Origin of the sequence: Streptomyces sp. NPDC002573, assembly GCF_042889625.1 — a bacterium.
Lineage (GTDB): Bacteria > Actinomycetota > Actinomycetes > Streptomycetales > Streptomycetaceae > Streptomyces > Streptomyces gibsoniae.
On the sequence record NZ_JBIARC010000090.1, the window covers coordinates 1 to 22201 of the forward strand.

Here is a 22201-nt window from a genome sequence, read left to right on the forward strand (position 1 = left end):
GCCCCGTCGCCCGGTCGCCCGACCGGGCGACCGCAATCAATCACCCCGATCACGACCGGCCGGCCAATTGCCTGTTACTGACCCACGCTCCTAGCCGCGCGTGCTGATGTAGTGCACCTTCGTGCCCCACTCTTGCTGTGCCGGAGCCGCACACCACTGGCACAGCGGTGCGCCGCCGCGCCCGTACTTGTGCGTCTTGCGTTGGCACGTCGCACACGGACCGACCTGATCACCAGGACAGATCAGTGCCGACGGGTCAGGCTCTGAGAGGGGAGGCAGGGGAGTCGTCATCGTGTGGTTCCTGTTCCGGGCGACGAGACCAGCCACCCGACGGCAGGATAACGCCGCAGATGGCACGCATGTTCGATCCGTGTCCGCGTGCCTGGTGGCGACGCCTGTTGCGGCCAACGGTTGCGTCTGCTGTTCCACTATCTGCTGCGTCAACTGTTGTGCGAGCCTGGCCTACGCCGCCGTGTCTGTGCAGGTCACCACGGGCATGCGGGTGTGGTCGGGGGTCCGACATCCCCGTTGCGGCCGCTTTCGCCCATGTCCCTGGCTGGAGTTGAGGGTGAGGGACGGGCGGGATGAGCGGCGCGGACGCTGCCGGGGATCGGGGCGCACTGGCCGGTGTTGCGCGGCGTCGCCGCCGCGCCGGGCCGCCGCCGGGGCCGGTAAGTCGAGGATGTTCAGCCGGGCGTCGGGCTGGCAGTGGCTGCACGCCCGCAGCCCTGTCGCGAGCAGTCGGCGGGCCTCGTCGCGGCTGACCGCACGGCGTCGCTTGCTCGTCATGCGGCAGTCGCCGGCGTGAACCTGGACGGGTGGCCGACCCGTGCCGATGCCGAGTTCCACGAGCCAGTCCGGAGGCCGCGGACGCTCGCGCCGACCGCGTTCCTGTTCGGCCTGCCGCCGCTCCAGGGCTGCGATCTTGCGGTCGATGCGCTCCATCCACAGGGCATGCCGCACCCGCATTCTGTGGAATCAGCTTTGTCAAGCTCACGGTGCGTTGCTGCGTTGGGCTGAGAGAGCGTGTGTCTGATCTCTGGCCGTTTCGGACGCTGCACCAGAGTGACGATCACCTGGTCGGGGCCGGGTTCGGGTTCTGGCGCCTCTACCACGGACAGCACCTCGGGTCCGCCGAACTCAGTGACCTGCACGACTCGCATCAGTCTTTCATTTCGTTGTTCCCGTCAGAAGGGCGACGGCCTGCCCCAAGGGGGCAGGCCGTCTGGCTGGTCGGCAGCGTCCGTAATCAGGGCGGCAGCGGCGTCCAACTGGGTGCTCTGGTTCCTCTGCGCCACCGGGCTGGGGTGCCGCGCCCCGGGGCGGTCAGGCAGGAAGGTCCCGGGAACTGGCTCAAGCCCGGCAGGATTACGAGCCCAGCCGGCCGCGCAGTTGGGTCCGAGTGGTAGCCGTCGCCGCCGACCGACTCCCCGGTCAAGACATGCCCTGCTGGGGGGCGGATTGACTGGTGCCGTTTTCCGTGAGAGCTGCGTGTGCGGTCTGCAGTAGTTCTTCGGAGATGGGGCTGTTCTGGGTGGCGCGGGCGAGGAGGAGGGCTCCGACCAGGGTGCAGAGCTGGGCCATTCCGTCGTTGTGGTCGGTGGTCAGCCGGGCGGCGAGGTTGCGTATCCCGGTCGTGTAGACGTGGTTGGACCGGGCTGCCTGGGCGGGGTCGCGTCCCAGGTCGGTGGCGAGTGCGGAGACGGGGCACGCGCTACCGGGGTCATCGCGGTGTTGGACCGAGAGGTAGTGCTCGATCAGCCTCCTGCGGGCCGCTTGGTGCTCTTCGGCATGTTCCTGGAGTTCCGTGGCTGGGCGGGCCGATGGTTTGCCGGGGTCGGCGAAGGCGTGGGCGATGGCCTCGTCGACCAGGTCGTCCTTCGAGGTGAAGTGCTTGTAGAACCCGCCATGGGTCAGTCCGGTGGTCTTCATGAGGTCGGCGATGCTGACCGCGGTGCCCTTCTCTCGGAACATCCGGGAGGCGGTGGCGACGATGCGCTGTCGGTTCTCCTGCGCTTGCCACCGGGATGCACGGCTCACGGATTCACCCCCTAAATAGATGCCACTTGCAATCTATCGTAGCCGCTGTTTAGATTTTATACAGCATCTATCTGATGTCGGTGGGATCACCTACCTGGCCGGGACGTCGTGCCGCCTGCTGCTGTCTGGTGACGGGCGGCCCGGCGCGGACATCCGCAGAGTCACCGGCGGCGCTGCGGGATCTCTACGGCGCTGCCGTCGGGACCAGCGGTGACGTCGGTGAGGCTGTCTTGCTGACAGTTCTGCCGGCGCTCTGGTCACACCTCAACCCAGTTGTTCCATAACGCTTGAAGGAGTCCTGCCGATGGTCGCCAGCAATCTTGTTCTCATACCCGGGGCCGGCGGCGTGGGCCGCGCCGTCTTCGAGGATCTGCGCGCCCACGACGTGCCAGTGCGGTTCATGGTCCGGCGTGAGGACGAGCGGGCGGCCGAGCTGCGGGCGCTCGGTGCTGAGGTCGTCATCGGTGACCTGACCCGGCCCGAGACGGTGGCGGCCGCGTTGCAGGGCGTGACGCGGATGTATTTCGCGATGGCCGTGTCGCCGGACCACCTGCTTGCAGCGACCGTGGTGACCTCCGTCGCCAAGGCGTACGGGAAGCTGGAGGCGCTGGTGGACCTGTCACAGATGACGGTGTCGCAGATGACCGCCACCAGCACGGAGGAGTCGCACCAGCAGCGGCTGCACTGGCTGGCTGAGCAGGTCTTCGACTGGTCGGGTCTGCCGGTGGTGCACATCCGGCCGACGGCTTTCCTGGATACTCCGCTGTTCACCATGATGGCGGCGCGGTCCATCCAGGCGAGCGGAACGATTGCCCTGCCGTTCGGTACGGGACGTACCTCGCCTGTCGCCGTGGACGACGTCGCCCGGACTGTCGCCACCGTGCTGCGCGCCCCGGCTGCCCACATCGGACAGATCTACGAGCTGACCGGACCCCGCTCGGTCGACATGACCGAACTGGCTGCGGAGTTCTCGCGAGCGCTGGGCCGGCAGGTCACTTATGTGGACGTGCCCCCGGAGAGGTGGGAAGCCCAGCTCCCGAAGATGGGGATGGCGCCACACCTTGTCCAACACGTCGCCACGATGGCCCGGCTGCACCGGGACAACCGCTACAACCGCACCGCTGACGGCGTGCAGCGGGTGACAGGCGCTCCCGCGCAGTCGATCGAGGAGTTCGTGGCCGCTCGCAAGGACTTCTACCTGGGCTGAGCCGCACGGTGGCCTACGGATCGCTTTCAGCGTCGTCCCGGTGGATGCGACGGAGGGCCGACATCATCCCGCCGGTATGGGCCGCGTCCCCGCAGCCACGCCCTCTGGCCCCCACCCCAGCCGGGGCCGCCGAAGCCATGCGGGCCGTGTTCGGCCGGGACCCTCGAACAGCCGGGCGGGTGGACGGGCATGCCACCCCGCTTGGCGGCTCCGGGGTGCGTGGGGACGAACCCCGGAGCCCGCGGCCGCCCCGCCTCCGCGGCGGGGCGGCCGGCGTGGCCGTCGTAGCAGCGGCGGTCACCCCACTGACCACCTGAGGGTCCGCTGTCGAGGGCGGTCCCGGTTTTCCTCACACGAGGCGACAGCTGATGTCGCCTTCGATATGAAACTCAAGGATGGTGTTGATCATGCAGTACATGGTGTTGATCTACCAGAACGAGTCGAACGACGGCCAGATGGATTGGCCTCAGCTCGGCAAGGACTACAGGGAGTACGCAGCGGCGGCCGTACGGGCGGGCGTGATGCGGGGAGGGGAGAGACTGCAGCCCTCCGCCGCTGCGGCCACAGTGACGGTCCGGAACGGCGAACGGCTGGTCACCGGCGGCCCGTTCGCCGACACGCAGGACCAGCTGGGCGGGTTCTTCGTGCTGGAGTGCGCGAACCTCGACGGGGCACTGGAGTGGGCGGCACGCTGCCCAGGCGCCAGTCACGGCACGGTGGAAGTCCGTCCGGTCATGCCGACCTGACCAAAGGGGCAAGCTCCGGCGGCCTTCCGGGGCCCGAGCCGAGCGCCCGCGACTGCCGGTTGGGGTGATCGACCCCGCCGGGGGCCCGGATATTGGGAAGTGGGGAGAGAGGCCCTTCCCGGTGCCTGCCTGCAGGCTGTACGACGTCTGCCATCGGCAACATCGAGGGCGGACCATCCGGGCGGATGGTCCGCCCCTGCCTCCTGCGGAATGCCACCTTCGGCCGGCCGCCCGGCGCGACGCCACTGGCGGCTCATCACCCCTCGTGAGCCGGTCTCTCTACTGCATCCGCAAGCAGCTGCTTCCTGCACGGCGTTCCCCCAGGAGCGCACGGCTGTCCGAGCCCGCTGGGCGGCTTCACCGCGCGCGGGCGGTGGCAGGCCCCGCCCGTCCCGGCTCCCGGTCAGTCGGTGTCCTGCGGTTCGTACCGTCCGGTGGTGTTCTGAGTGAGAGCCGTATGTGCGGCCTGCAGCAGTTCTTCGGAGATCGGGTTGCCCCGGGTGGCACGGGCGAGGGCGAGGGCCCCGACCAGGGTGCACAGCTGGGCCATGCCGTCGTCGTCGCCGGTGGCCAGCCGGGCTGCTCGGTTGCGTACGCCGTTGATGTAGAGGTCGCGGGAGCGGGCGGCCTGGTCGGGTTCGCGTCCGAGGTCGGCGGCGAACCCGGAGACAGGACAGCCGTCCCCGGGATGGTCGCGGTGCCAGGCCGAGAGGTAGTCCTCGATCATCTTCTGCCGGGCGGCTTCGTGTTCGCCGGGGGCCTCATCGGGGCTGGCCGCCGCCGAGTGTGTCCCTTGCTCGGCGAAGGCGTGGGCGATGGCCTCGTCGACCAGGTCGTCCTTCGAGGCGAACTGTTTGTAGAACCCGCCGTGGGTCAGTCCGATGGTCTTCATGAGGTCGGCGACGCTGACCGCGGTGCCTTTCTCGCGGAACATCCGGGAGGCGGTGGCGACGACGCGCTGCCGGTTCTCCTGCGCCTGCGCCCGGGACACGCGGCCCATGGAATCACTCTCCTCAAATGGATGTCGCTTGCCATCTATCCTAACCCTCTGTTTAGATTTGTGATGACATCTATTTCAGATGCCCGGAACCCGGCAGGCCAGGAAGAGGCCTGCTGTCCGGCACCGACGGCCTACGCCAGGCAATCCACAACCACGACAGCACTGGAGATCCCCGTGGCATCACCGCCCACCCCCGCTGAGTCCTCCACGTCGGGACCTTCCATACCTTTTACGCCGCCCGTCCAGCGGCGCGTGTCCGAGGCGGTCCACCGCCGGCGCTGGGCCATCCTGGCCGTGCTCGCGTGCAGCCTCCTGGTGGTGATGCTGGACAACTCGATCCTCAACGTGGCGACGAAGACCATTGCCCAGCCCGCACCGGTCGGACTCGGCGCCACCCAGGGCCAGCTGGAGTGGGCGGTCAACTCCTACACGCTGGTCTTCGCCGGGCTGCTCTTCACCGCGGGCCTGCTCGGTGACCGCCTCGGCCGCAAGAAGGTACTGCTCTTCGGCATGGCCGTGTTCGGTGTGGGATCGGTGCTGTCCGCGGCGTCGGACTCCTCCGGGCAGCTCATCGCCTTCCGCGCGGTGATGGGCTTCGGCGGTGCCTTCATCCTGCCCGCCACCCTCGCGATCATCATGAACGTCTTCGAGCCCGCGGAGCAGCCCAAGGCCATCGGCATCTGGACCGGCGTGGTCGGCTTCGCCATCGCCGCCGGCCCCATCACCGGCGGCATCCTGCTGCAGCACTTCTGGTGGGGTTCGGTCTTCCTGGTCAACGTGCCGATCGTGGTCGCCGCGATGGTGGCGATGGCCGCGATCGTCCCCGACTCCAAGGACCCCCGGCCCAACAGGCTCGACCCCGTTGGCGTACTGCTGTCGATCGCCGGTCTGGCGCTGCTGGTCTACGGCATCATCAAGGGCGGCCAGCTGGGCGACTTCACCCGGCCCGAAGCCTGGGTGACGATCTTCGCCGGCTTGGCGGTCCTGGCCGGTTTCGTGGTGTACGAGGCCCGCAGCGACCATCCGGCACTCGACGTCACCTACTTCCGCAACCGGCGGTTCTCCGCCTCCGTCGCCGCCATCGGCCTGGTCTTCTTCGCCCTCTTGGGCGTCACGTTCTTCAGCGTCTTCTACAACCAGAGCGTGCGCGGCTACAGCGTCCTACAGTCCGGCCTGCTCGTGATACCGCTGGCCGCCTCGCAGATGTTCTTCGCCCCGCGAGCCCGGCTGGTCGTGGCCCGTTATGGCATCCGCGCCGTGTGCGCCAGCGGTCTGGCCCTGACCGCCGTGGCCTTCGCGGGCTTCCTGCTGCTGGGCCAGAGCACCCCGATTTGGGTGCTGGAGGTGCTGTTCTTCCTGATGGGCACAGGAATGGCGCATGTGATGCCGCCGGCCACCGTCATGATCATGTCGTCACTGCCGCGGGAGAAGGCCGGCTCGGGATCCGCCATCAACAACACCTTCCGGCAGGTCGGCGGCGCCATGGGCGTCGCCGTGCTCGGCTCGCTGCTGTCCACCACCTACCGCAACGGCATCAACGGCCACCTGGGCGTGCTGCCCGCCTCCGACCGGCACGGCGCAGGCGAATCCGTCCAGGCGACCCTCGCCATCGCCGAGAAGCTCGGCCCGGCCGGCAAAGCCCTGGTACAGCCCGCACACGACGCGTTCATCCACGCCATGCACATCACCGCGCTCGGAGCAGCGGGCGTCGCCCTGCTCGGCGCGGTCGTCGTGCTGCTCTTCCTGCCCGGCAAGGCCGCCGCCGGCTCCGGCGGAGCCAAACCCTAGCGCCAGACTGCCTGACCAGATCCACTTCACTGGCCCGCACCACCCACGGTACGGGCCCAGGAGCTTTGCAATTCCGCCGTCAGGTGATGCAGTGTCAATGCCCGCATCCGCAGGTCTGTCCGTGCCCGCGGGCACTTCCCCAACGAGGCCGCCGCCCTCAAGTGCATCTACATGGCGCTGATGAGCCTGGACCCGACGGGCAAGGGCCGCAAACGGTGGACCATGCGCTGGAAAGCACCCCTGAACGCGTTCCAGATCGCCTTCGAGGGCCGCCTGATCCCGAGCAGCAACTGACCACCAACAATCAAGATCAGCTGTTAAATTGACACACCCGCGCGGGAGCAGATCGTCCAGCCATGTCAGCGGTCTTCCCTGGCATCCCGTCGAATCTCGGTGATCGGCAGCAACTGACGTGGGGTGGGGCCGGCCGGTGTTGGGATGTCGGCGAGGCGTTCCAGCAGCCGGTTGAGGGCGGCGTGTCCGTCATCGACAGCTGCCTTTTCTTCGTCGGTCAGTGGGATCGTGGCCCGCATGCGTTGGAGGTTGTCCTTCGCCTCCAGGACTTGGGCCTTGCTGGAGTCCTTGGGCGTGTAGAAGTCGCAGCGGGCGCAGGCCATGCGGTGTGGGCACTGCTCGAAGAACGTGTACGTGCAGTAACCATGGCCCAGGTCGTAGTGCTGCCAGGGTTCCCCGGCTGCGGTCGCGCCGGAGGTGACGGCCTCGCGGTCGACGAGGACCTCGATGGTGCGCACGTTGCGGGCGAAGTACCCGGCGTCCTCGTACGCCTTGGTCAGCGTGTTGGGGCTGATCTTCGCGTAGTGCTGGGTGGATTCCGGGGAGCGGTGTCCGAGCCAGGCCTGCAGTTCGAACAGGGTCATCGGCTCCTTCGCGTTGTAGAGCTGGCTGGCGATGGTGGAGCGGGCCCGGTGGCTGGTGATGTTGCCGCGGACGTCGGCGGATGGAACGCCGGCCTTGCGGCAGAGCATGGGGATGATGCTGCTGTTGATGTAGCCGGTGGAAACAGGACGGGCGCGGTAGGTGAACAGGAAGTCGACCTGTTCTCCGGTGCGTTTGTCGGTTCGTTTCGGCTGCTGGGGGCGCAGTGCTTCCCAGGCGTTGATGGCCTGTCCGAGCAGTGGGTCGACGGGTTTGGTGAACGCCGTGCCGGTCTTGTGCGCGGGCACGTCAAGCAGACAGACGGCGTCCCGGGCGAGGATGCTCTCGGAGTCGCCGGCGACGGGATTGCCGTCGTGCTGCCAGCGGATGCAGCCCAGGCGCAGCCGGGCGATCTCGTTGCTGCGCTGTCCGGCGAACAGCCAGGTCAGCGTGATGGCTCTGACGAGTTCCAGGGGGTAGGTGGGTCCGGCTTTGCCGCGGGGGATGTCGGCCGATTCCAGGTTGAGTCCGGCCCACAGCAGCTTGGCCCAGACCTCGTCAGCGATCACCCGTGGGTGCGGCCCGAGCAGGGCGTTGATGCTGCGCGGCACCGACAGAGCTCGCAGGGGGTCGAATCCCAGGCGCAGCCACTCCCAGTCCTGGATGTCGCGGAAGAAGACCCGCACGGAACGGATCAGACCGGCTTTCGAGCCGGCCTGCAGCGGTTGCCCGAGGCGTTCTTCGAAGCTGCTGGTGCGTACGACGTAGTCGCCGATCTCCATGCGGTCGACGGCCGCGATCCAGGCCGCGCACGTCTGCCGGGTCCAGGCTGCGGGATCGGCGGCTTGCGGCTGCTGTGCGGCGATCCACCGTCCGGTCTTCAGGAGCGCGGCCCGGACGTGGAGGCGGGAGCGGTGGGTCATGGTCGTCGTGGCGTTCCACCGCTCCACCCAGGCGGCCCATACCGGTGGCACCCCGGTCTGGCTGACCACATCAGCGCCGCAGACCGTGGCGGGCGGGTCGCAGAAACCGAGGGCTGCCACGGCCCGTTGCACCGCGTACAGAACCCTCATGCCTCCGTCGGTCAGAAGTTCCTCGCGCCGGACGCGATCGAAGAACGGCGTGGTCAGGTCACTGGCGTGCGGGCTGCGGTTGAGGAGGAAGAGCTGGCTCATCACCGAGGGCACGCCTGTGTCCTCTTCCTTGCCGTACTGATAGCCCCAGCCGGTCAGCACGGTACGAACGCGTGCGATCTCCTCTTCGACCAGCCGGCACCCGAAGACGCGGCAGGCCAGCGACAACCGGTCGAAGTGCCCCAGATACCGGAAGCCTGCGTAAGCGCCCAGGTGATAGGCGTGGCCGCAGAGGAAGGGCCTCACGTACCCCTCGGCCCAGGTGGGCACCTGTTCCTGGTAGGCCCTGTGGTTGCGGCCGAGGAAGTCCAGCCAATCCTGCTCGCTCCAGCCCCAGAAGGTCCGGCCCACGTCCGCAGACCTCAGCAGCAGCACGGCGGCCGCGTCGTGCATGGCCCGCCGCGCATGCATGCTGGGCGGCGTGTCGAAGCTGGCGTTGACATCCTGCAGCGGACGCAGGAGCCGCCCGATCTCGGCCCACTGGGGAGCATCCGGGTCGTGATGGCGCAACCGGCGCAGGTTCCGCACGCCCAGCTCGCGAATGGCACGCTGCTCCGCCTTCGACAGCACGGGCGAGCGGTCGTAGCGGCCCAGGTCGATCGGACACTCCCAGCCGCCGTCGGCGTCCACCGTCAGGGGGCTGATCGTCATCGCGACGCTCCTCCCGTCGCGTCGTTCGACGTGCCCGCGGCGGCGAGCATCCGTACTCGCCAGGCGTGAATGTGGTCCATCCCGCTCTTCAGCTTCTCGGCGAGATCCCGGCCGGAGAGGTGGATATACCGCAAGGTCGTATCCGTGTGGCGGTGCCCGGCGAACAACGCGATGGCGTGCACCTCCCAGCCCATTCGTGCTAGATCGGTCAGACACAGATGCCGGGTGGTGTGGGTGGAAAACCGTTCGACACCGGCCGTCAGCGCGAGACGGCGCACCACCTTCGACCACGTCCACAGACTCAGCGGCTGACCGTGGTTGCGCCGCGACTCCGACAAGAACAGCGGCCCCCGCGACCGGCTGATCGCCGCACGACGGGCGAGGTAGTCGGCCAGCAGCACACCCGTCGGCGCGGAGTACGGAACCACGCGCTCCAGCCGGTTCTTCGTCGTCTCCGCCCGCACCCGTACCGTCCGGTGCGCCGGATCCAGATCACCGGTGCGCAGCGAACACAGCTCCTCCCGGCGCAGCGCCGCGTCATAGGCGAGCGCCAGCATCACCCGGTTCCGCACCGGCTCACGCCGCGCGACCTCCAGCAGGTCCAACCACTGCTGCTCAGTCGGGATCCAGGGCAGCCTGGAAAACCGCGGCACCAGCCCCCGCTGGTGACTGCTCGCGCGCCGACCAGGCGTGTACCGCCCGCGGCCCACAGGGTTGGACTCGCGCAGCCCTTCCTCGACAAGGAAGTCGTAGAACAGGCGCACCGGCACCAGACGCTGCTGGATCGTCGCGTTCGCCAGCCCCGCCCCCGACTCAATGGACACCACGTTCGCCCCGCGGCGATGCGGCCGAGACGTCAACTCGCGGACGAACACCCCCACATGCGTCCGACCCGCCGACAGCGGATCAACCGCCTCGCGCTCACACAGCGCCAGGTACTCCGCCAGCCCGCGCGCGTAGGCGTCCAAGGTCCGCGGCGCGCGCCCGAGATCCTCCCACGCCTGCAGCCAAGTGGCCGCGTGATCGTTTCGTGCCAGTACCGGCCACTTGGCCACGAGTACCGATGTACTGCTCAAGCCGTTCCCCAGGGTCGTGGATGAACCCGAGCTACATGATCACCCAGGCAGATTCCACGTAACTTCTAGAGTGCGCAGGCGCTCCAGATCGGGCGGCAGGTCATCGAACATATTTTTGATTCTATGCCCATGATCACTGCCCGTGCCCTCGCGTGTTCGATTTTATGTTCGATAACGTGGGGTGCGGGAGGTGGGTGCTATGACTGCGGATGTACCGGCACGCCAGGTGTCGACGGTGATGCACGTGCGGTGCCCGGACCGCCTGCCGGAGGAGACCTACCGGCAGGTCCTGGAGCAGCTGGCGGAACTGTCCCCGGTGGTGCAGGCTCTGCCGCCCACCGTGGCACTGGTGGAGCTGAAGGGTGCTCTGCGCTACCACGGCGCTGGCGCCCGGCGCCTGGGGGAGGTCCTGCGGGTGCGCACCCTTTCCCGTCTCGGGGTCGACGTGCGCGTGGGCATCGGCCCCTCGATCACGGTCGCGGCCACGGCCTCCGCGCAGATCCCGCAGCCGGGCGGCGTTCTCGCCATCGAGGCCGACCAGGCCGCAGGCTGGCTGGGGGCGTTGCCGGTCGACGCCCTGTACGGTATCGGCCCCCGCCAGGCCGAGGTGCTGCGCGGCTACGGCATCCACTACGTCGGCACGCTCGCCGCCGTCCCAACCGCGACCGTCCAGCGCCTCCTGGGCGGCCGTGCCGGCCGCACCGCCGCCGACCGGGCCCGTGGCATCGACCCGCGCCCCGTCATCCCCCGCACGCTGCCCGCCGCCGCGACCGTCCGCCACGCCTTCCCCCGGCACACCATCGACGGCGCCGACACCCGTGCCGCCCTCCTCGATCTGGTGGTCCAGCTCGGCCGCCTGCTGCGCGGCCGGGGCCAGGGGGCCCGGGCGCTCACGCTCACCCTCCGATTCGCCGGCAACAGCAGATGGGAGAAGACCCGCCGCCTGCCGGAGCCGTCCGCGCACGACGAGGACCTGCGCATCCTCGCCTACCAGCTGATGGATGCCGCCGGCCTGCAGCGCGGCCGCCTGACCGGGCTGCTACTCAAGGGGGACGACCTCATCTCCGCCGACCAGGTCGCCCAGCAGATCAGCCTCGATGACGCCCGCGAGGCACGGCTGGTGGCCGAAGCGGCCGTCGACCGCATCCGGGACAAGTTCGGCCCTCGCATCATCGGCCCTGCCGCCGTCTTCCGGCGCGCCTCGTAATGCGATCAGCTTCTCCTATGTAGAAGTGAGGTCCGCCCCCCGCATCGCGCCAGGCACCGTTCGGGCCAGCCACAACGACCTCGAACGCGGCCGGGAGACGCAGGTTCGGCAAGATCGTGTGCCGCAAGTTCGCCCTGGCGGACGGCGCGAGCGGGCTTCCGGCTCGCGTGCGCGCGTGTGACGACGCCACGACGGGCGTCGGTTCCCGGCTCGGCACACTTCATCACATAGGTGGTCATTGGCGAGAATTGAGACCCAACGGTGCATTTCGGCTGTAAACATTCATGTGTCCGACCAGGCAGGCGCATCAGGCACCTGCCGTGAAAGGAGCACGGAATGCGGGTTTCCAGTCTTGTCGCCGCGCTGGGCGTCGCGGCCGCCGCCCTGCTGGGCGGCGCCACTGGCGCCAGCGCCGCAACCAATGCGCCCTCGGTGGTAGCTCATGCCACGCACGACCGTGGTCACGACCGTGATGGCTACGGGCGCGGCGACCACGAGGGCCGCTGGGGCGACCACCGTTGGGGTGGTCACGAGGGCCGTTGGGGTGGTCACCGTTGGGGTGGTCACGAGGGCCGTTGGGGTGGTCACCGTTGGGGTGGTCACGAGGGCCGCTGGGGTGGTCACGAGGGCCGCTGGGGTGGTCACCGTTGGGGTGGTCACGAGGGCCGTTGGGGTGGTCACGAGGGCCGCTGGGGCGACGACCGCTACGACCACCGCTGACCGCCCTTGGGGTGCCTTCCACTGTTGGGGAGGCACCCCTTCCCTGTGCCTCGACTGCACGCGCCCAAGAGACCACTGCTGCTCGGCGCGCTGTCGGTGGGTGCCTATCCCTTGGCGTTCTACACCTTCATGCACCTGGCCGGGGCCGCCGCCGGCACCGTAGTGTCGATCGGCTTGCCGCCGCTCGCCTCGGCTCTGATCGAGTGGATCGTCGACAGGCGCCGCCTCCCGCGCTGCTGGGTGATCGGTGCTGCTCTGGGCCTGTCCGGGACGGTGCTGCTGTGGCGGCCGAAGCCACCGGCGCCCACTCCGGCCCCGGGGCCCGCTCCGCGGGGGAGAACCGTGTTCGGAGTGGGTCTCGCCTGGTGGCCGGTTTGACCTACGTTCTGTACTCCTGGGCGGGCTGCTGCCCGAGACCAAGACGGCGACCGCCGATGTCTGGGCCGAAGCTGACCGCCTGGGAGAAGTCGCAGATCGTGCGCCTGGAGATCCGCGGGGTCCGCCGCGCGGCCGCCGACATCACCGACCAGCCGGACATCGACCTCGGCATCGAGCGCATTAAGGAACGGGCCCGCAAGAGCGCTGCGAAGAGCAAGTAGTGCCCCCGGGGACGGCGTCCTACTGGCAACCATCCGCCGTCCCCGGGCGCCTCCCAACCCAGCAAAAGTCAGGAAGCCCCAGCATGACGAACAACGTCGTCCAGCTCCACAGCGACACGCTGCAGGACACCCTGACCCAGACCATCATCGACGTCGTCGCCAACGCCGGACCCCGGCCCCTCGACCCGCCCAACGAGGCCATCCAGGCTGGCAGATGGATCGGGGAGAAGCAGGCGTACCTCGCCGACGCTCCGCCGTCGTGCCCAACTTTCTGCGCAACGCCGCCGAGTTCGTCGACGTCGCACGTAGGACCGTGTCGTACTACGCCCACGTCACCGCCTTCCACACCCTGCGTGCGCCCGTCTCCTGCTGTGCGCCCTGCGTGGCGCCGGACGGCTCATCGTCCGCTGGGGCAAGTGGGTTGCCGACACCGAGGCCCGCCCGGTCGAGGCCGAGGCCGCCGCCTCCACCGGCATCGAGGCCTGGCTCGCCCAGTGCGTGCAGCTGTACTGGCAGCTGGAGTACGCTCCTGTTCGGCGAGTTCGAAACTGAGTGCGCCCTGGGGCCGTACTACAGGCGGCAAGGCTTCACCGTGCTGCGGCCCGGGCAGGGCATTGACGTCGGCACGCTGCTCACCGGCGTTCCGCTTCATCTCGGTGCCGGACCGGGCCTGACCTTCTTCCACCGGTGGCGGCCGCAGGACAGGTGACGGCCCTCCCAGGAGACCAGCCTCGCGTGGATTCCGCTGCAGACTGTCATCAGGCAGCCAGGACGTCCCGGAGCTCTCGCACGGCACGCTCGCCGTGGTGGTGGGCGGGGATCGCCTCATACAGGTCCAAGGGACGGCGGCGGACCAGGCCGGTGCGGTAGCCGTCCGGCAGCCCGGTCAGGGTTGGTGAGTCCCGCGGGATCGGAGCAGGGTTTGTTACTCACCTTCGGGTGAAAGCTGTCGTCGTGGTGGGGCGGCGGGGCTGGTGGATGGTTGCGCGCCAACCTGTTCAACGGCCTCTCCGTCGACGACCTGGACGCCCACACACGGCTGGACGTGGATCCGGAAACCGTCGGGCAACTCATCCGCCGATCCCTCCACCACGACAGCGCGCTCGGCGAGGAGACCATCAACGCGCTTCTCGACATGGCTCTGCCGCCGTCCGCGAAATCCTCCGAGAGCTAGCCAGGAGACCCCAGCCAGCTGCGCTCCGCCAGGCCCCGGCCCAGCGAGTGGTCCGATGCGGAACCGGCAGCCTCCAGGCCGCCGCACCGCCGGAGGACGACCAGGAGCCGGACAGGGGTCGCGGCTCGTCCGCCGGCGGACCTGACCGCACATGCCCGCTGTGCGGTCGGCAGCCGTCAGGCCGCACAGCGGGACCGATTCCGAAGTCACCGCACCACCAGGCGGGACGGATGGGCCCATCCGACGGCACCACCCCACCGGATTCGCGGCGAGTGGGGTGCTGGCGACGCTGCACCAGGCAGTGCCAGCACAGCCTGCCCATCGGCACGTAGTGGTGCGGGAGCTTGGGGTCCAGCTGCGCGCGGCCGATCATGTCACCGGCGGCGTATCCGTCACCGCACAACCCACAAGCGCCTGCTGCGGCGGCTGCCTTGACCCAGCGCGGCCGGGGGAGCCGGCCGATCCCTCGCAGCCGGACGTCGAGATCGACTTCGACGACCGCCTGCGGCCTGCTGGTGCAGCTGCTCAGCGAGATGTTCGGCTCTGCCGTGCCCAGCCAGGTGCACAGCCGTGGCTCCAGCGGGCATGGATACGGCTCTGTGGGGTCATCGCGTATGACGGGGGCTGTCGGTACCCCGCGCTATTGTCGGCGAAGGCCACGGGTCGTTCATGCGAACGGCCCCCCGTTGCCTCGGGAGGCCGTTCAACACCCACTCACCGTCAATCGTGGAAGGTGCACGTGATGACCGTACGGCCAGGCACCGACAAGGCCAAGTCCCGCATGATCTGGTGGGCGATCGTGCTGCTGTTCGCCCTGGCACGGTAGCCGTCGCCGCTGCTGCCTGGCCGGCCACCGCCGTGCCCATCGGGGTCGGCGCCGGGGTAATCGCCGCCGTGGCGACGGTGGTCCTCATGGTGGCCACCCTCCGTCCTCGGGGCGCGACAAGCTTCCGCGGGCCTCACCAGCTGACGGCCGTGCTCGTCACCGCCGAAGATTACGCCCGCTCGTCGATGACCGGCCCGCGTCGACGACGCCGTAGTGAACCTACCGCCACCTGAACCCCATCACCGACAAAAGAGACACCGATATGCCGACTGAACCCGAACCCACACCGTCGTCCTCGCAGGAGCCTCCCGCCGCTCAGCAGCGCCTCCACGTCCGCTCCGGCGACAACTCACCGGTCAACATCTCCGCGCCCCATGCCTACGCCGGGCAGGGCGGGACCGCCAACGCGAACGTGACCACGAATCAGCCTGCCGCCGCATCCGGCGACGACTACCCCAAGTCTTTCTGGCGGGATCCGAAGATCGTCGGGATCGGGACCGTGCTCATCGTCCTACTCACCGCCGCCCTCCTGTACTTCACCCTCTACCCGAAGAAGTAGAGCCCCCTTCCATGGCCACGGGAACTCCGCGCACACCACCGTCCCACCTGGACCTGCTGGAAGACGGCATCGTCGACCAGTCCATCCGGCTCACGACATTGCTCATCCGGGTACTTCTGCTCGGCGCCCATACGCAATACCAGCCGCTGCGAGCCTGGGCACTGCGGGAACTCAAGGGCTACCAGGACGACGAGTCGTTCGAGCTGCTCCCCCGCTACCGGCGGATCCCAGTCCTCTTCCAGGGGACGCTCCGGAACCGCGTCAGCAGGGGCACGGGCACGCTCAGCGTGCTGGAACTCCCCGACAACGAGAAGATGCGGGCCTACATCGGGGATGTTGTGCGGAACGGCCTCATGATTCCCGACGGAATCGGCAAGATCGAAAGCCTCGTGGCCACCGCACCCGCCGACGGGGCCATGACCCTCGCCGTCAGGGGCGGCGCGGAGCTGGCAGTGCTGATGACCGTCAAACGACGGGAGCGCGACGGGGCTTGGGTCGAGAATGTCTACTGGGCCTTCCACGTCTCCGACCTGCAGGACCTGCTCGACCAAGTCCGCACCCGCCTCGCGGAGTTCGTCGCCGAGCTACGGCTGATCATGCCCCGGGAAACCACCGATCCCACCACCGATCAGGTGGAAGCGGCCTTCCAGTCCATCAACATCAGGGTCGGCGACAACTCCCCGGTCACCGTCCACGCGCCGGCCGCGTACGCGGGAGCAGGCACCACGGCGAGCGCCGTATCCAGTAGCCCGGAGACGACCGCGGCAAGCGGACCCTCCGGAGATGAGAAGGGCAGACGCCGGTGAGCTCCTTCCTCGACAAGCTGGAACGCGGCGTCCTGGACGAGGCGGTCCCCCTGACCAACCTGTTGCGCCAGGTCGTGGTCATCGGCGGCCGCGCCTCCTCGCCGGCCCTGCGGGAGTGGGCCCTACGCGAGCTGCAGGGCTACAGCGACTCCCAGGTGGAGCTGCCCGACTACCGCAAGCTCGCCTGCCTGCTTCAGGTGGACATCAGGACGGCGGCCGGGGCGGGCACGCAGATGACCATCAGCACCCTTGATCTCCCGGAAGACGCCCAGCGGTACGTGGACTACGAGGCGCCGATTCCCTTCAGCGTCGGCCGCATCGAGACCCTGATCTCCCGCGCTGCTCCCGGTGAGCCGGTGAAGCTGACCCCGCCGGGAGCGGCCGAGCTCGCGCGGCTCATGACTTTCGACCGACGTGAGCAGGGCGTAGTCGTGGACGCCGTGTACTGGGCCGTCGACGTCTCGGCGCTCCAGGACATCCTCGACCAGCTCCGCACCCGGCTGGCCCAGTTCGTTGCCGAGCTGCGTTCGACCATGCCGCCGGGCGAGCAAGACCCCACCCCGGCACAGGTCCGCCAGGCAGTCCAGCACATCAATATCACCGCGGGCGACCACTCGCCGGTCACTGTGACCGCGCCTATGGCGTACACCGGAGGGCAAGGAATGGCCAGCGCCGGGGCCCCCGACCCGCAGGCCCGGTGCCGATGGTTCCTCTGGTGGCGGCGGCCATGACGGATCTGACCGTCCCCTCGCACAGCCCCTCCACCCTCCTCACCGGAGTGCACCCGTCGTGACCGACACCGCAGACGACCCGCAGCAGGAACCCGACCTGCTCTCCTACCGGCTCACCGACGAACAGGACGTCCTGTTGCGCACGATCGCGACGGAGTTCGCCCGCAGTGGGAAGTGGCCGGTGTTTGACCACGCCATCTCCACGCTGGAGGACGACTACGGCATGGACGCGCGCAATGCACTGACGAGTCTTCCGCGGGTGCCTGACTCCCCCGACATGCTCGGTCGGCCCAGCTACGGGTTCACCGCGCTGCCCCCCAGGGCGGTGGAGAGGGAAACCCCGGTCGCACTCACCGTGGCGGCCGCACTGGTACTGCCCGAGCTACGCCAGTTGATCTCGGAGCCGTTCCTGCGCGTCATGCACCACATGATCAAGGTGTACTGGGAGACGCCGCGGGATCCCTACGTCGTCAAGCAGGTTCGGATCACCTCCGAGCAGCTGCGCGCAGCCGTCCACATCGGCGACGAGGCGCTCTGGGCATTGCTGCCCGGCATCCTCCGGAACGAGATCGCCACACGCCGCTGTGTCAGCAGCATCGGCCCTGAGGCCAGCACGTGGAGTGGTGAGATCGACCGGGAGATCCTGCGATTCCGGGACTGCTTCACCGTGGAGGACTACGTCGCCAAGGTCTCCGAGATCGTCATCGGCTGGGCGCGCGAAGCCGAGGACCGCTACCGGCCCAGCCCTCCGATTCGGCGCCCCCCGCTTCCCGGAGTCACTGCTCCCGTCGCCGAGGACACCGAGCCCGCCACCGGGCAGGCGCCCCACACCTTCCAGCAACTCCACATCCACTCCGGCGACCATTCCCCGGTCAACGTCAACGCCTCCATGGCCTACGCGGACCAGGGCGGCGCCACCGCCAGCGCATCGTCCGCCGCGAACAAGGCCCGCTGGTGGCAGCTGAGCAGGTGGCGCCGACAGCGGTGACTGGGAGCCCGTGGCCTGCAATCGGGCAAGGCCGGCCCCGCCCGGGTCTCCCGTTGCGCGCCATGATGCCCGCAAATCATGCCCATTCCATGCCCAGCTCGCGCAGCGCGTCCAGATGCTCCTGAGCGAGCCTGTCCCGCCTCGCGCGAGTGTTCGAGATCCATACGCCCAGTTTCACGAGCACAGGCTCTGTCTCGCCGTCGACCGTGATCTGTTCGCTGTGACCCCTTGGCACCTGCGATGTGCCGGTTTGGTGTCAGGGGGACGCCTTCAAGAAGCTAAGTGCAGCGGTATCCGAGCCGGGGTCGGCGGTCCAAGACCTCACCAAGGCGGATGCCATCGTCGAGATCCTCAGGGCGTCGCCTCAGGCCATGTCTCTCGGTGATATTGCGGATGCTTTGACCGCCGCGGGCAAGCAAGCCAACCGCAACGGCGTCTCCGTCTACATAGACGGTCTGCTTAAGGCTGGCCGCGTCGTCCGTGTTGCCCGGAACCAGTACCGCGACGCCTGACAACTTCACTGGGGTGCGCCCATTGTCCGGTCTCGGGTATCTCCGGGTACGGCGTTCCTCCGACCTGCGGTACCCGGACTTGAGTGAGACACCTTGCTCGTCCGGCGTCTTGGAGAAGTCCGGGTAGCAGCTCGTCCGCCACGCCGAGCTGCGAGCGCCGCAATACTCGGACCAGCACAGACATCGAACCGTGCCCGGACTTGTGCGGGACGTTGGTTGGATGCCCGGAGATCTCTGAGACTGCCCGGACTTCGCGGAGACCGGACACCCATAGTTCGGTGAGATGGGGCACCTGCGACAGCCCGGGCGACACAATCGTTTCTTACGCCATCCGTACGCGTTTGGTACGCGAAACATGCGCTTCACGCTAGGGTTGGGGCAGGAGGTGTGCATGTCCGAGCTGTTCGATGCGGTCGATGCGCTCATTGCGTCCCGTTCCCCGTTGCCGCCCCCGGCGGAGCGCAGGCGGCTGCGCCAGGCGCACGGGCTGACGCTGGACGAGGTGGCCGCCGCACTACAGGTGCGGCGCGCGACGGTCGGCGGCTGGGAGGCCGGCAAGACCGAGCCGCGGCCGCCGGAGCGCGACGCCTACGCCCGTATGCTCAAGCAGCTCGCCCGGCTCTACCCCGCAGTCGCTCCGGTGCCCCCTGAGGACACGGCGATCCCCGACAGGCCTGCCGTTCCGGCCGCTCCTGCGTCATCGGCCGCCGAACCGGCTCAAGCCTGTACCGCACCTACAGGCCCGGCTGCGGAGCCTGCGAACACCGCAATCCGCCCTGCCGCCGTACCGCACCCGCACCCGCGCCCGGCGGTCACGTCCAGGCCGATGTCGCGCGGTCCGGCCGCGAAGAAGGCCGCCCCCGCAGGCATTTCGGCGGGCGGTGCTGATCCGCGTTTCGAGAACGGTCCGCTCGCGGTCGTCGACGTCGCCGACGGCCAGGTGTTGGCGTACTGCGTCGGCGGCCTGGTCCTGGACGTACCGGCGAAGTCGCTTCCCGCGTTGGTGGAGTGGACCCTGCGCGAGGCGAAGCTGGGGCAGCCCAAGCTCAGTGGTCCGGGCAAGGATGCCGACCCGCTGCTCGTGCTGACCGGGGCCGCGTGCGAGCGTTACGGCCTGCCCATCACGCTCACCGAGGAGGAGCGCCTGGCTGGCCGGATCCCGGAGGGCCACAAGGTCATCAGGCAGCTGACGCGCGCCGACTGGCAGTTGACCAAGCGCGGGTTCGGGTCGTGGGCGAGGATCTACCGCCCCGCGCAGGGCTCGGAGCGCTCCTGCGTGCAGTTGTGCATTCCGTCGTGGGACGCGCTGGACACCCGGCACTGGGCCGACGCCGCCCAGCTGCCGCCGGCCGACCTCGCGCGGCTCCTGGGCACCTATGCGGCCCGGGTGATGACGCCGCGCGGCTCCACCGCCGTGACCGGCCTGGAACTGATGACCGCCCTGCACCCGCCGACCCGCGCCTCCGAACCGGACGCGGACGGCAGGCGGCATTCCGAGCACAACCCCGGCTCGTTGGGGAAGGATCCGGTGGACTGCGCGCCGTGCGAGGCCCCCGACGGGCACCCGCTTCTCGCCGATCTGCCGCGCTTCCACCAGCGCACCCCGGCGGAGGTCCTGGTGGAGGAGGCGTACGACTGGGCACGCCCGCTCACCGACGCCGAATGCCTTCGCCCCCACCTGGTGGGCATCGACGTGAACATGGCCTTCGCCGCCGGTGCGAACGGCCTCACAGTCGGTCTGGGTGCGCCGACGCACGTCAAGAACCCCGTCTTCGATCCGAAACTGCCCGGCTCCTGGCTGGTCGACCTCAGCCACGTCGACCTGTCCCGCGTGAAGGTGGCCAAGGACAAGTGGGCGGAGCTGGACGGCGAGCTGCTGCCCAGTCCGTTCACCCCGAAGGGCGAGCGCCCGACAGGTCCGGCCTGGTACGCGACGCCGACCGTGGCGTACGCGGTCGAGTTGGGCTACGACGTCGCGCCGGTCGAGGCGTGGGTGCGCTACGACAACGGGCGTTACCTGGACGGCTGGTACAACCGGCTGCGTGATGCCTACCTCGCTACGATGGCCGATCTCGGGGTGGGCGTCGACCTGTCGCCGCAGGAGTTCCTCGCGGCGATGGACGGCTACCGGCAGCGTGACCCTCAGCTGGCGGTCGTGGTGTCCGCGGTCAAGGCAACTGTGAAGGGTGGCATCGGCAAGCTGCGCGAGCGCCCGCGCGGGGAGGGCTGGAAGCCCGGACAGCCCTGGCGGGCCCTTGCCCGGCCCACCTGGCGCCCGGACATCCGCGCCGCCGTCATCTCCCGTACCCGCATCAACATGCACCGCAAGATCGTCAAGCACGCCGCCTTCACCGGGCAGTACCCGGTGGCCATCCTCTCGGACTGCGCCCTCTACGCCTCCGATGGGCCCTCCCCGCTGGACTTCCTGCCCTACAAGGACGGCAAGCCGCTGCCCGGCGGCTTCAAACTTGGCGTGAACCCCGGGCTGGTGAAGTGGGAGGGCACCCAGAGCGTGCTGTGGGGCGAGGGCGTCCGCGAACAGTTCAACGCCCCGAACCTCAACCTCGCCCGGTATATCAAGGACGGCACCGTCACCGATGTCGACAGCGGGGAGTAGCAGGCGATGAGTGTGTTCGGGGACGGCCTGGACGCCGCGGTGCAGAAGGCGTTCACCCGCCCGGCGCCCAAGAGCGCGCCCGCGCAGATGCGCTACCTGGTCAGGCAGCTCAAGAGCACCAAGGCGGTCGCCCAGATGCTGCGCGTCTCCCAGCGCACCGTCGAACGGTACGTCAAAGACCAGATCAAAAAGCCGCGCCCGGACCTCGCCGCCCGCCTGGAGGCCGAAGTGAAGAAGCGCTGGCAGCCGCAGATCCGGGCCAAGGCACGGCAGAAGGCGGCGACCACCGACGGCATCGTCATCGACACCCGCGCCCGGATCGGCTACACCGCGCCGATCGGCACGACGGACGAGGACCGCCTCCGGCACCTGACCGTCGCCCTGCCGCCCCGCTACGCCGCGCGCCTCTTCGACGCCCAGGAACAGGGCGCCAGCGACCAGCAGCTCCAGCAGATCGCCGCCGAAGCGCTCAAGGAGGTGTACTTCCAGGACAACGGCCGCCGCGCCGGCCAGCTGGAGCAGGTCCGCTTCACCGACATCGAGCACCTGGAGTTCGACCTGTAGCCCCCGAAAAGCGCCGTCGTCATCCAGACGGGAACGGCGCTGCAGGCGCAGCTATCAGCCACTACCTCTCGAACAGGCCATGCTGACCGGGAAGTTAGGGCACGGTGGCGACATGGGCAACAAAATCTGGGTGTTCACGACGCATGGCGAATGGCGGCAGGCGGATGACCCGCTTGCTTCGCACCGGCATCTGGATGACTGGGAAGCCGAGGTGAAGGCAGCCGGCTACTCGTCTTGGACCAAATTCCCCCAACAGGACACGACACCTATCGCTCTGGAGATCTACCGGGTCTATCATGATTTAGGTGTTTTTAGGCCGTTTAGCCTAGTGGTATTTGGTTGGTCCGGTCGGCCTATACCCGTCCGGCGGTAAGGCGGCCG

The 22201-nt window shown here is 68.8% G+C and carries 19 protein-coding genes and 1 pseudogene; 15 read left to right on the plus strand and 5 right to left on the minus strand.

The features are described from left to right. Positions 1-462: 462 nt before the first annotated feature. Both ACFYX0_RS41170 and ACFYX0_RS41175 read right to left on the minus strand, forming a co-directional pair. A complete protein-coding gene (locus tag ACFYX0_RS41170; protein WP_388979312.1) occupies positions 463-945 on the minus strand; it encodes a DUF6233 domain-containing protein in 483 nt (160 codons plus the stop codon). 489 nt (positions 946-1434) lie between these two features. Further along, complete coding sequence (locus tag ACFYX0_RS41175; protein WP_388979314.1) at positions 1435-2040, minus strand: TetR/AcrR family transcriptional regulator; 606 nt, start codon at positions 2038-2040, stop codon at positions 1435-1437. A 304-nt stretch (positions 2041-2344) separates the two neighbouring features. On the opposite strand from ACFYX0_RS41175, the gene ACFYX0_RS41180 reads away from it, so the two are divergent. Together ACFYX0_RS41180 and ACFYX0_RS41185 are read left to right on the plus strand one after the other, a co-directional pair. After that, positions 2345-3247: an NmrA family NAD(P)-binding protein gene (locus tag ACFYX0_RS41180; protein ID WP_388979317.1), complete on the plus strand. Its 903-nt coding sequence runs from the start codon at positions 2345-2347 to the stop codon at positions 3245-3247. Positions 3248-3654: 407 nt separating this feature from the next. After that, the gene (locus tag ACFYX0_RS41185; protein ID WP_388979320.1) at positions 3655-3993 is read left to right on the plus strand and encodes a YciI family protein; all 339 of its coding nucleotides are present in this window, start codon (positions 3655-3657) and stop codon (positions 3991-3993) included. Between the two features lie 403 nt (positions 3994-4396). On the opposite strand, the gene ACFYX0_RS41190 is transcribed toward ACFYX0_RS41185, so the two are convergent. Then, positions 4397-4993 (minus strand): TetR/AcrR family transcriptional regulator, encoded by a 597-nt coding sequence (locus ACFYX0_RS41190; protein WP_388979323.1) that lies wholly within the window; start codon positions 4991-4993, stop codon positions 4397-4399. 252 nt (positions 4994-5245) lie between these two features. Here ACFYX0_RS41190 and ACFYX0_RS41195 point away from each other — a divergent pair, with 252 nt between their 5' ends. Together ACFYX0_RS41195 and ACFYX0_RS41200 are read left to right on the plus strand one after the other, a co-directional pair. Beyond that, complete coding sequence (locus tag ACFYX0_RS41195; RefSeq protein WP_388979326.1) at positions 5246-6781, plus strand: MFS transporter; 1536 nt, start codon at positions 5246-5248, stop codon at positions 6779-6781. A gap of 90 nt (positions 6782-6871) precedes the next feature. After that, positions 6872-7075 (plus strand): annotated as a pseudogene (locus ACFYX0_RS41200) (transposase); the annotation flags it as partial. A gap of 65 nt (positions 7076-7140) precedes the next feature. Here ACFYX0_RS41200 and ACFYX0_RS41205 read toward each other — a convergent pair. Together ACFYX0_RS41205 and ACFYX0_RS41210 are read right to left on the minus strand one after the other, a co-directional pair. Then, a complete protein-coding gene (locus ACFYX0_RS41205) occupies positions 7141-9441 on the minus strand; it encodes a tyrosine-type recombinase/integrase (protein WP_388979329.1) in 2301 nt (766 codons plus the stop codon). After that, positions 9438-10496, minus strand: coding sequence for a tyrosine-type recombinase/integrase (locus tag ACFYX0_RS41210; protein WP_388979331.1), 1059 nt, complete (start codon positions 10494-10496; stop codon positions 9438-9440). The genes ACFYX0_RS41205 and ACFYX0_RS41210 overlap by 4 nt, the downstream gene beginning before the upstream one ends. Positions 10497-10716: 220 nt before the next feature. Between ACFYX0_RS41210 and ACFYX0_RS41215 the strand changes: the two genes are divergently transcribed. The 11 genes from ACFYX0_RS41215 (at position 10717) to tpg (ending at position 21820) form a co-directional block, all read left to right on the plus strand. After that, positions 10717-11724, plus strand: a complete 1008-nt coding sequence (locus tag ACFYX0_RS41215) for a hypothetical protein (RefSeq protein ID WP_355924090.1) — start codon at positions 10717-10719, stop codon at positions 11722-11724. A gap of 336 nt (positions 11725-12060) precedes the next feature. Continuing rightward, on the plus strand, positions 12061-12444 hold the full coding sequence (locus ACFYX0_RS41220; protein ID WP_388979334.1) for a hypothetical protein: 384 nt from the start codon (positions 12061-12063) through the stop codon (positions 12442-12444). 45 nt (positions 12445-12489) lie between these two features. Then, entirely contained in the window at positions 12490-12822 is a 333-nt protein-coding gene (locus ACFYX0_RS41225) for a hypothetical protein (RefSeq protein ID WP_388979336.1), read from the plus strand. 56 nt (positions 12823-12878) lie between these two features. Then, positions 12879-13043, plus strand: a complete 165-nt coding sequence (locus ACFYX0_RS41230; protein WP_355924096.1) for a hypothetical protein — start codon at positions 12879-12881, stop codon at positions 13041-13043. A 982-nt stretch (positions 13044-14025) separates the two neighbouring features. After that, positions 14026-14217 carry a hypothetical protein gene (locus ACFYX0_RS41235; RefSeq protein ID WP_388979339.1) on the plus strand — a complete coding sequence of 64 codons (192 nt, stop codon included), beginning with the start codon at positions 14026-14028 and terminating at the stop codon, positions 14215-14217. A 1088-nt stretch (positions 14218-15305) separates the two neighbouring features. Then, the gene (locus tag ACFYX0_RS41240) at positions 15306-15602 is read left to right on the plus strand and encodes a hypothetical protein (protein WP_388979342.1); all 297 of its coding nucleotides are present in this window, start codon (positions 15306-15308) and stop codon (positions 15600-15602) included. Between the two features lie 11 nt (positions 15603-15613). After that, the gene (locus ACFYX0_RS41245; RefSeq protein WP_388979345.1) at positions 15614-16408 is read left to right on the plus strand and encodes a hypothetical protein; all 795 of its coding nucleotides are present in this window, start codon (positions 15614-15616) and stop codon (positions 16406-16408) included. Then, on the plus strand, positions 16405-17139 hold the full coding sequence (locus ACFYX0_RS41250; RefSeq protein ID WP_388979347.1) for a hypothetical protein: 735 nt from the start codon (positions 16405-16407) through the stop codon (positions 17137-17139). Before ACFYX0_RS41245 ends, ACFYX0_RS41250 begins: the two co-directional genes overlap by 4 nt. A gap of 58 nt (positions 17140-17197) precedes the next feature. Continuing rightward, the gene (locus ACFYX0_RS41255) at positions 17198-18127 is read left to right on the plus strand and encodes a hypothetical protein (RefSeq protein ID WP_388979350.1); all 930 of its coding nucleotides are present in this window, start codon (positions 17198-17200) and stop codon (positions 18125-18127) included. A gap of 903 nt (positions 18128-19030) precedes the next feature. Continuing rightward, a complete protein-coding gene (gene tap / locus ACFYX0_RS41260) occupies positions 19031-21256 on the plus strand; it encodes a telomere-associated protein Tap (protein WP_388979352.1) in 2226 nt (741 codons plus the stop codon). 6 nt (positions 21257-21262) lie between these two features. Beyond that, a complete protein-coding gene (tpg, locus tag ACFYX0_RS41265) occupies positions 21263-21820 on the plus strand; it encodes a telomere-protecting terminal protein Tpg (protein WP_388979354.1) in 558 nt (185 codons plus the stop codon). Positions 21821-22201: the final 381 nt, after the last annotated feature.

Excerpts from the sequence above, each read along its gene's own strand:
- ACFYX0_RS41230 (WP_355924096.1), top strand. The coding sequence starts at position 12,879 with ATGTCTGGGCCGAAGCTGACCGCCTGGGAGAAGTCGCAGATCGTGCGC.
- ACFYX0_RS41215 (WP_355924090.1), top strand. The coding sequence starts at position 10,717 with ATGACTGCGGATGTACCGGCACGCCAGGTGTCGACGGTGATGCACGTG.
- ACFYX0_RS41240 (WP_388979342.1), top strand. The coding sequence starts at position 15,306 with ATGCCGACTGAACCCGAACCCACACCGTCGTCCTCGCAGGAGCCTCCC.
- ACFYX0_RS41185 (WP_388979320.1), top strand. The coding sequence starts at position 3,655 with ATGCAGTACATGGTGTTGATCTACCAGAACGAGTCGAACGACGGCCAG.
- tap (WP_388979352.1), top strand. The coding sequence starts at position 19,031 with ATGTCCGAGCTGTTCGATGCGGTCGATGCGCTCATTGCGTCCCGTTCC.
- ACFYX0_RS41220 (WP_388979334.1), top strand. The coding sequence starts at position 12,061 with ATGCGGGTTTCCAGTCTTGTCGCCGCGCTGGGCGTCGCGGCCGCCGCC.
- ACFYX0_RS41205 (WP_388979329.1), bottom strand. The coding sequence starts at position 9,441 with ATGACGATCAGCCCCCTGACGGTGGACGCCGACGGCGGCTGGGAGTGT.
- tpg (WP_388979354.1), top strand. The coding sequence starts at position 21,263 with ATGAGTGTGTTCGGGGACGGCCTGGACGCCGCGGTGCAGAAGGCGTTC.
- ACFYX0_RS41180 (WP_388979317.1), top strand. The coding sequence starts at position 2,345 with ATGGTCGCCAGCAATCTTGTTCTCATACCCGGGGCCGGCGGCGTGGGC.
- ACFYX0_RS41190 (WP_388979323.1), bottom strand. The coding sequence starts at position 4,993 with ATGGGCCGCGTGTCCCGGGCGCAGGCGCAGGAGAACCGGCAGCGCGTC.
- ACFYX0_RS41245 (WP_388979345.1), top strand. The coding sequence starts at position 15,614 with ATGGCCACGGGAACTCCGCGCACACCACCGTCCCACCTGGACCTGCTG.
- ACFYX0_RS41170 (WP_388979312.1), bottom strand. The coding sequence starts at position 945 with ATGGAGCGCATCGACCGCAAGATCGCAGCCCTGGAGCGGCGGCAGGCC.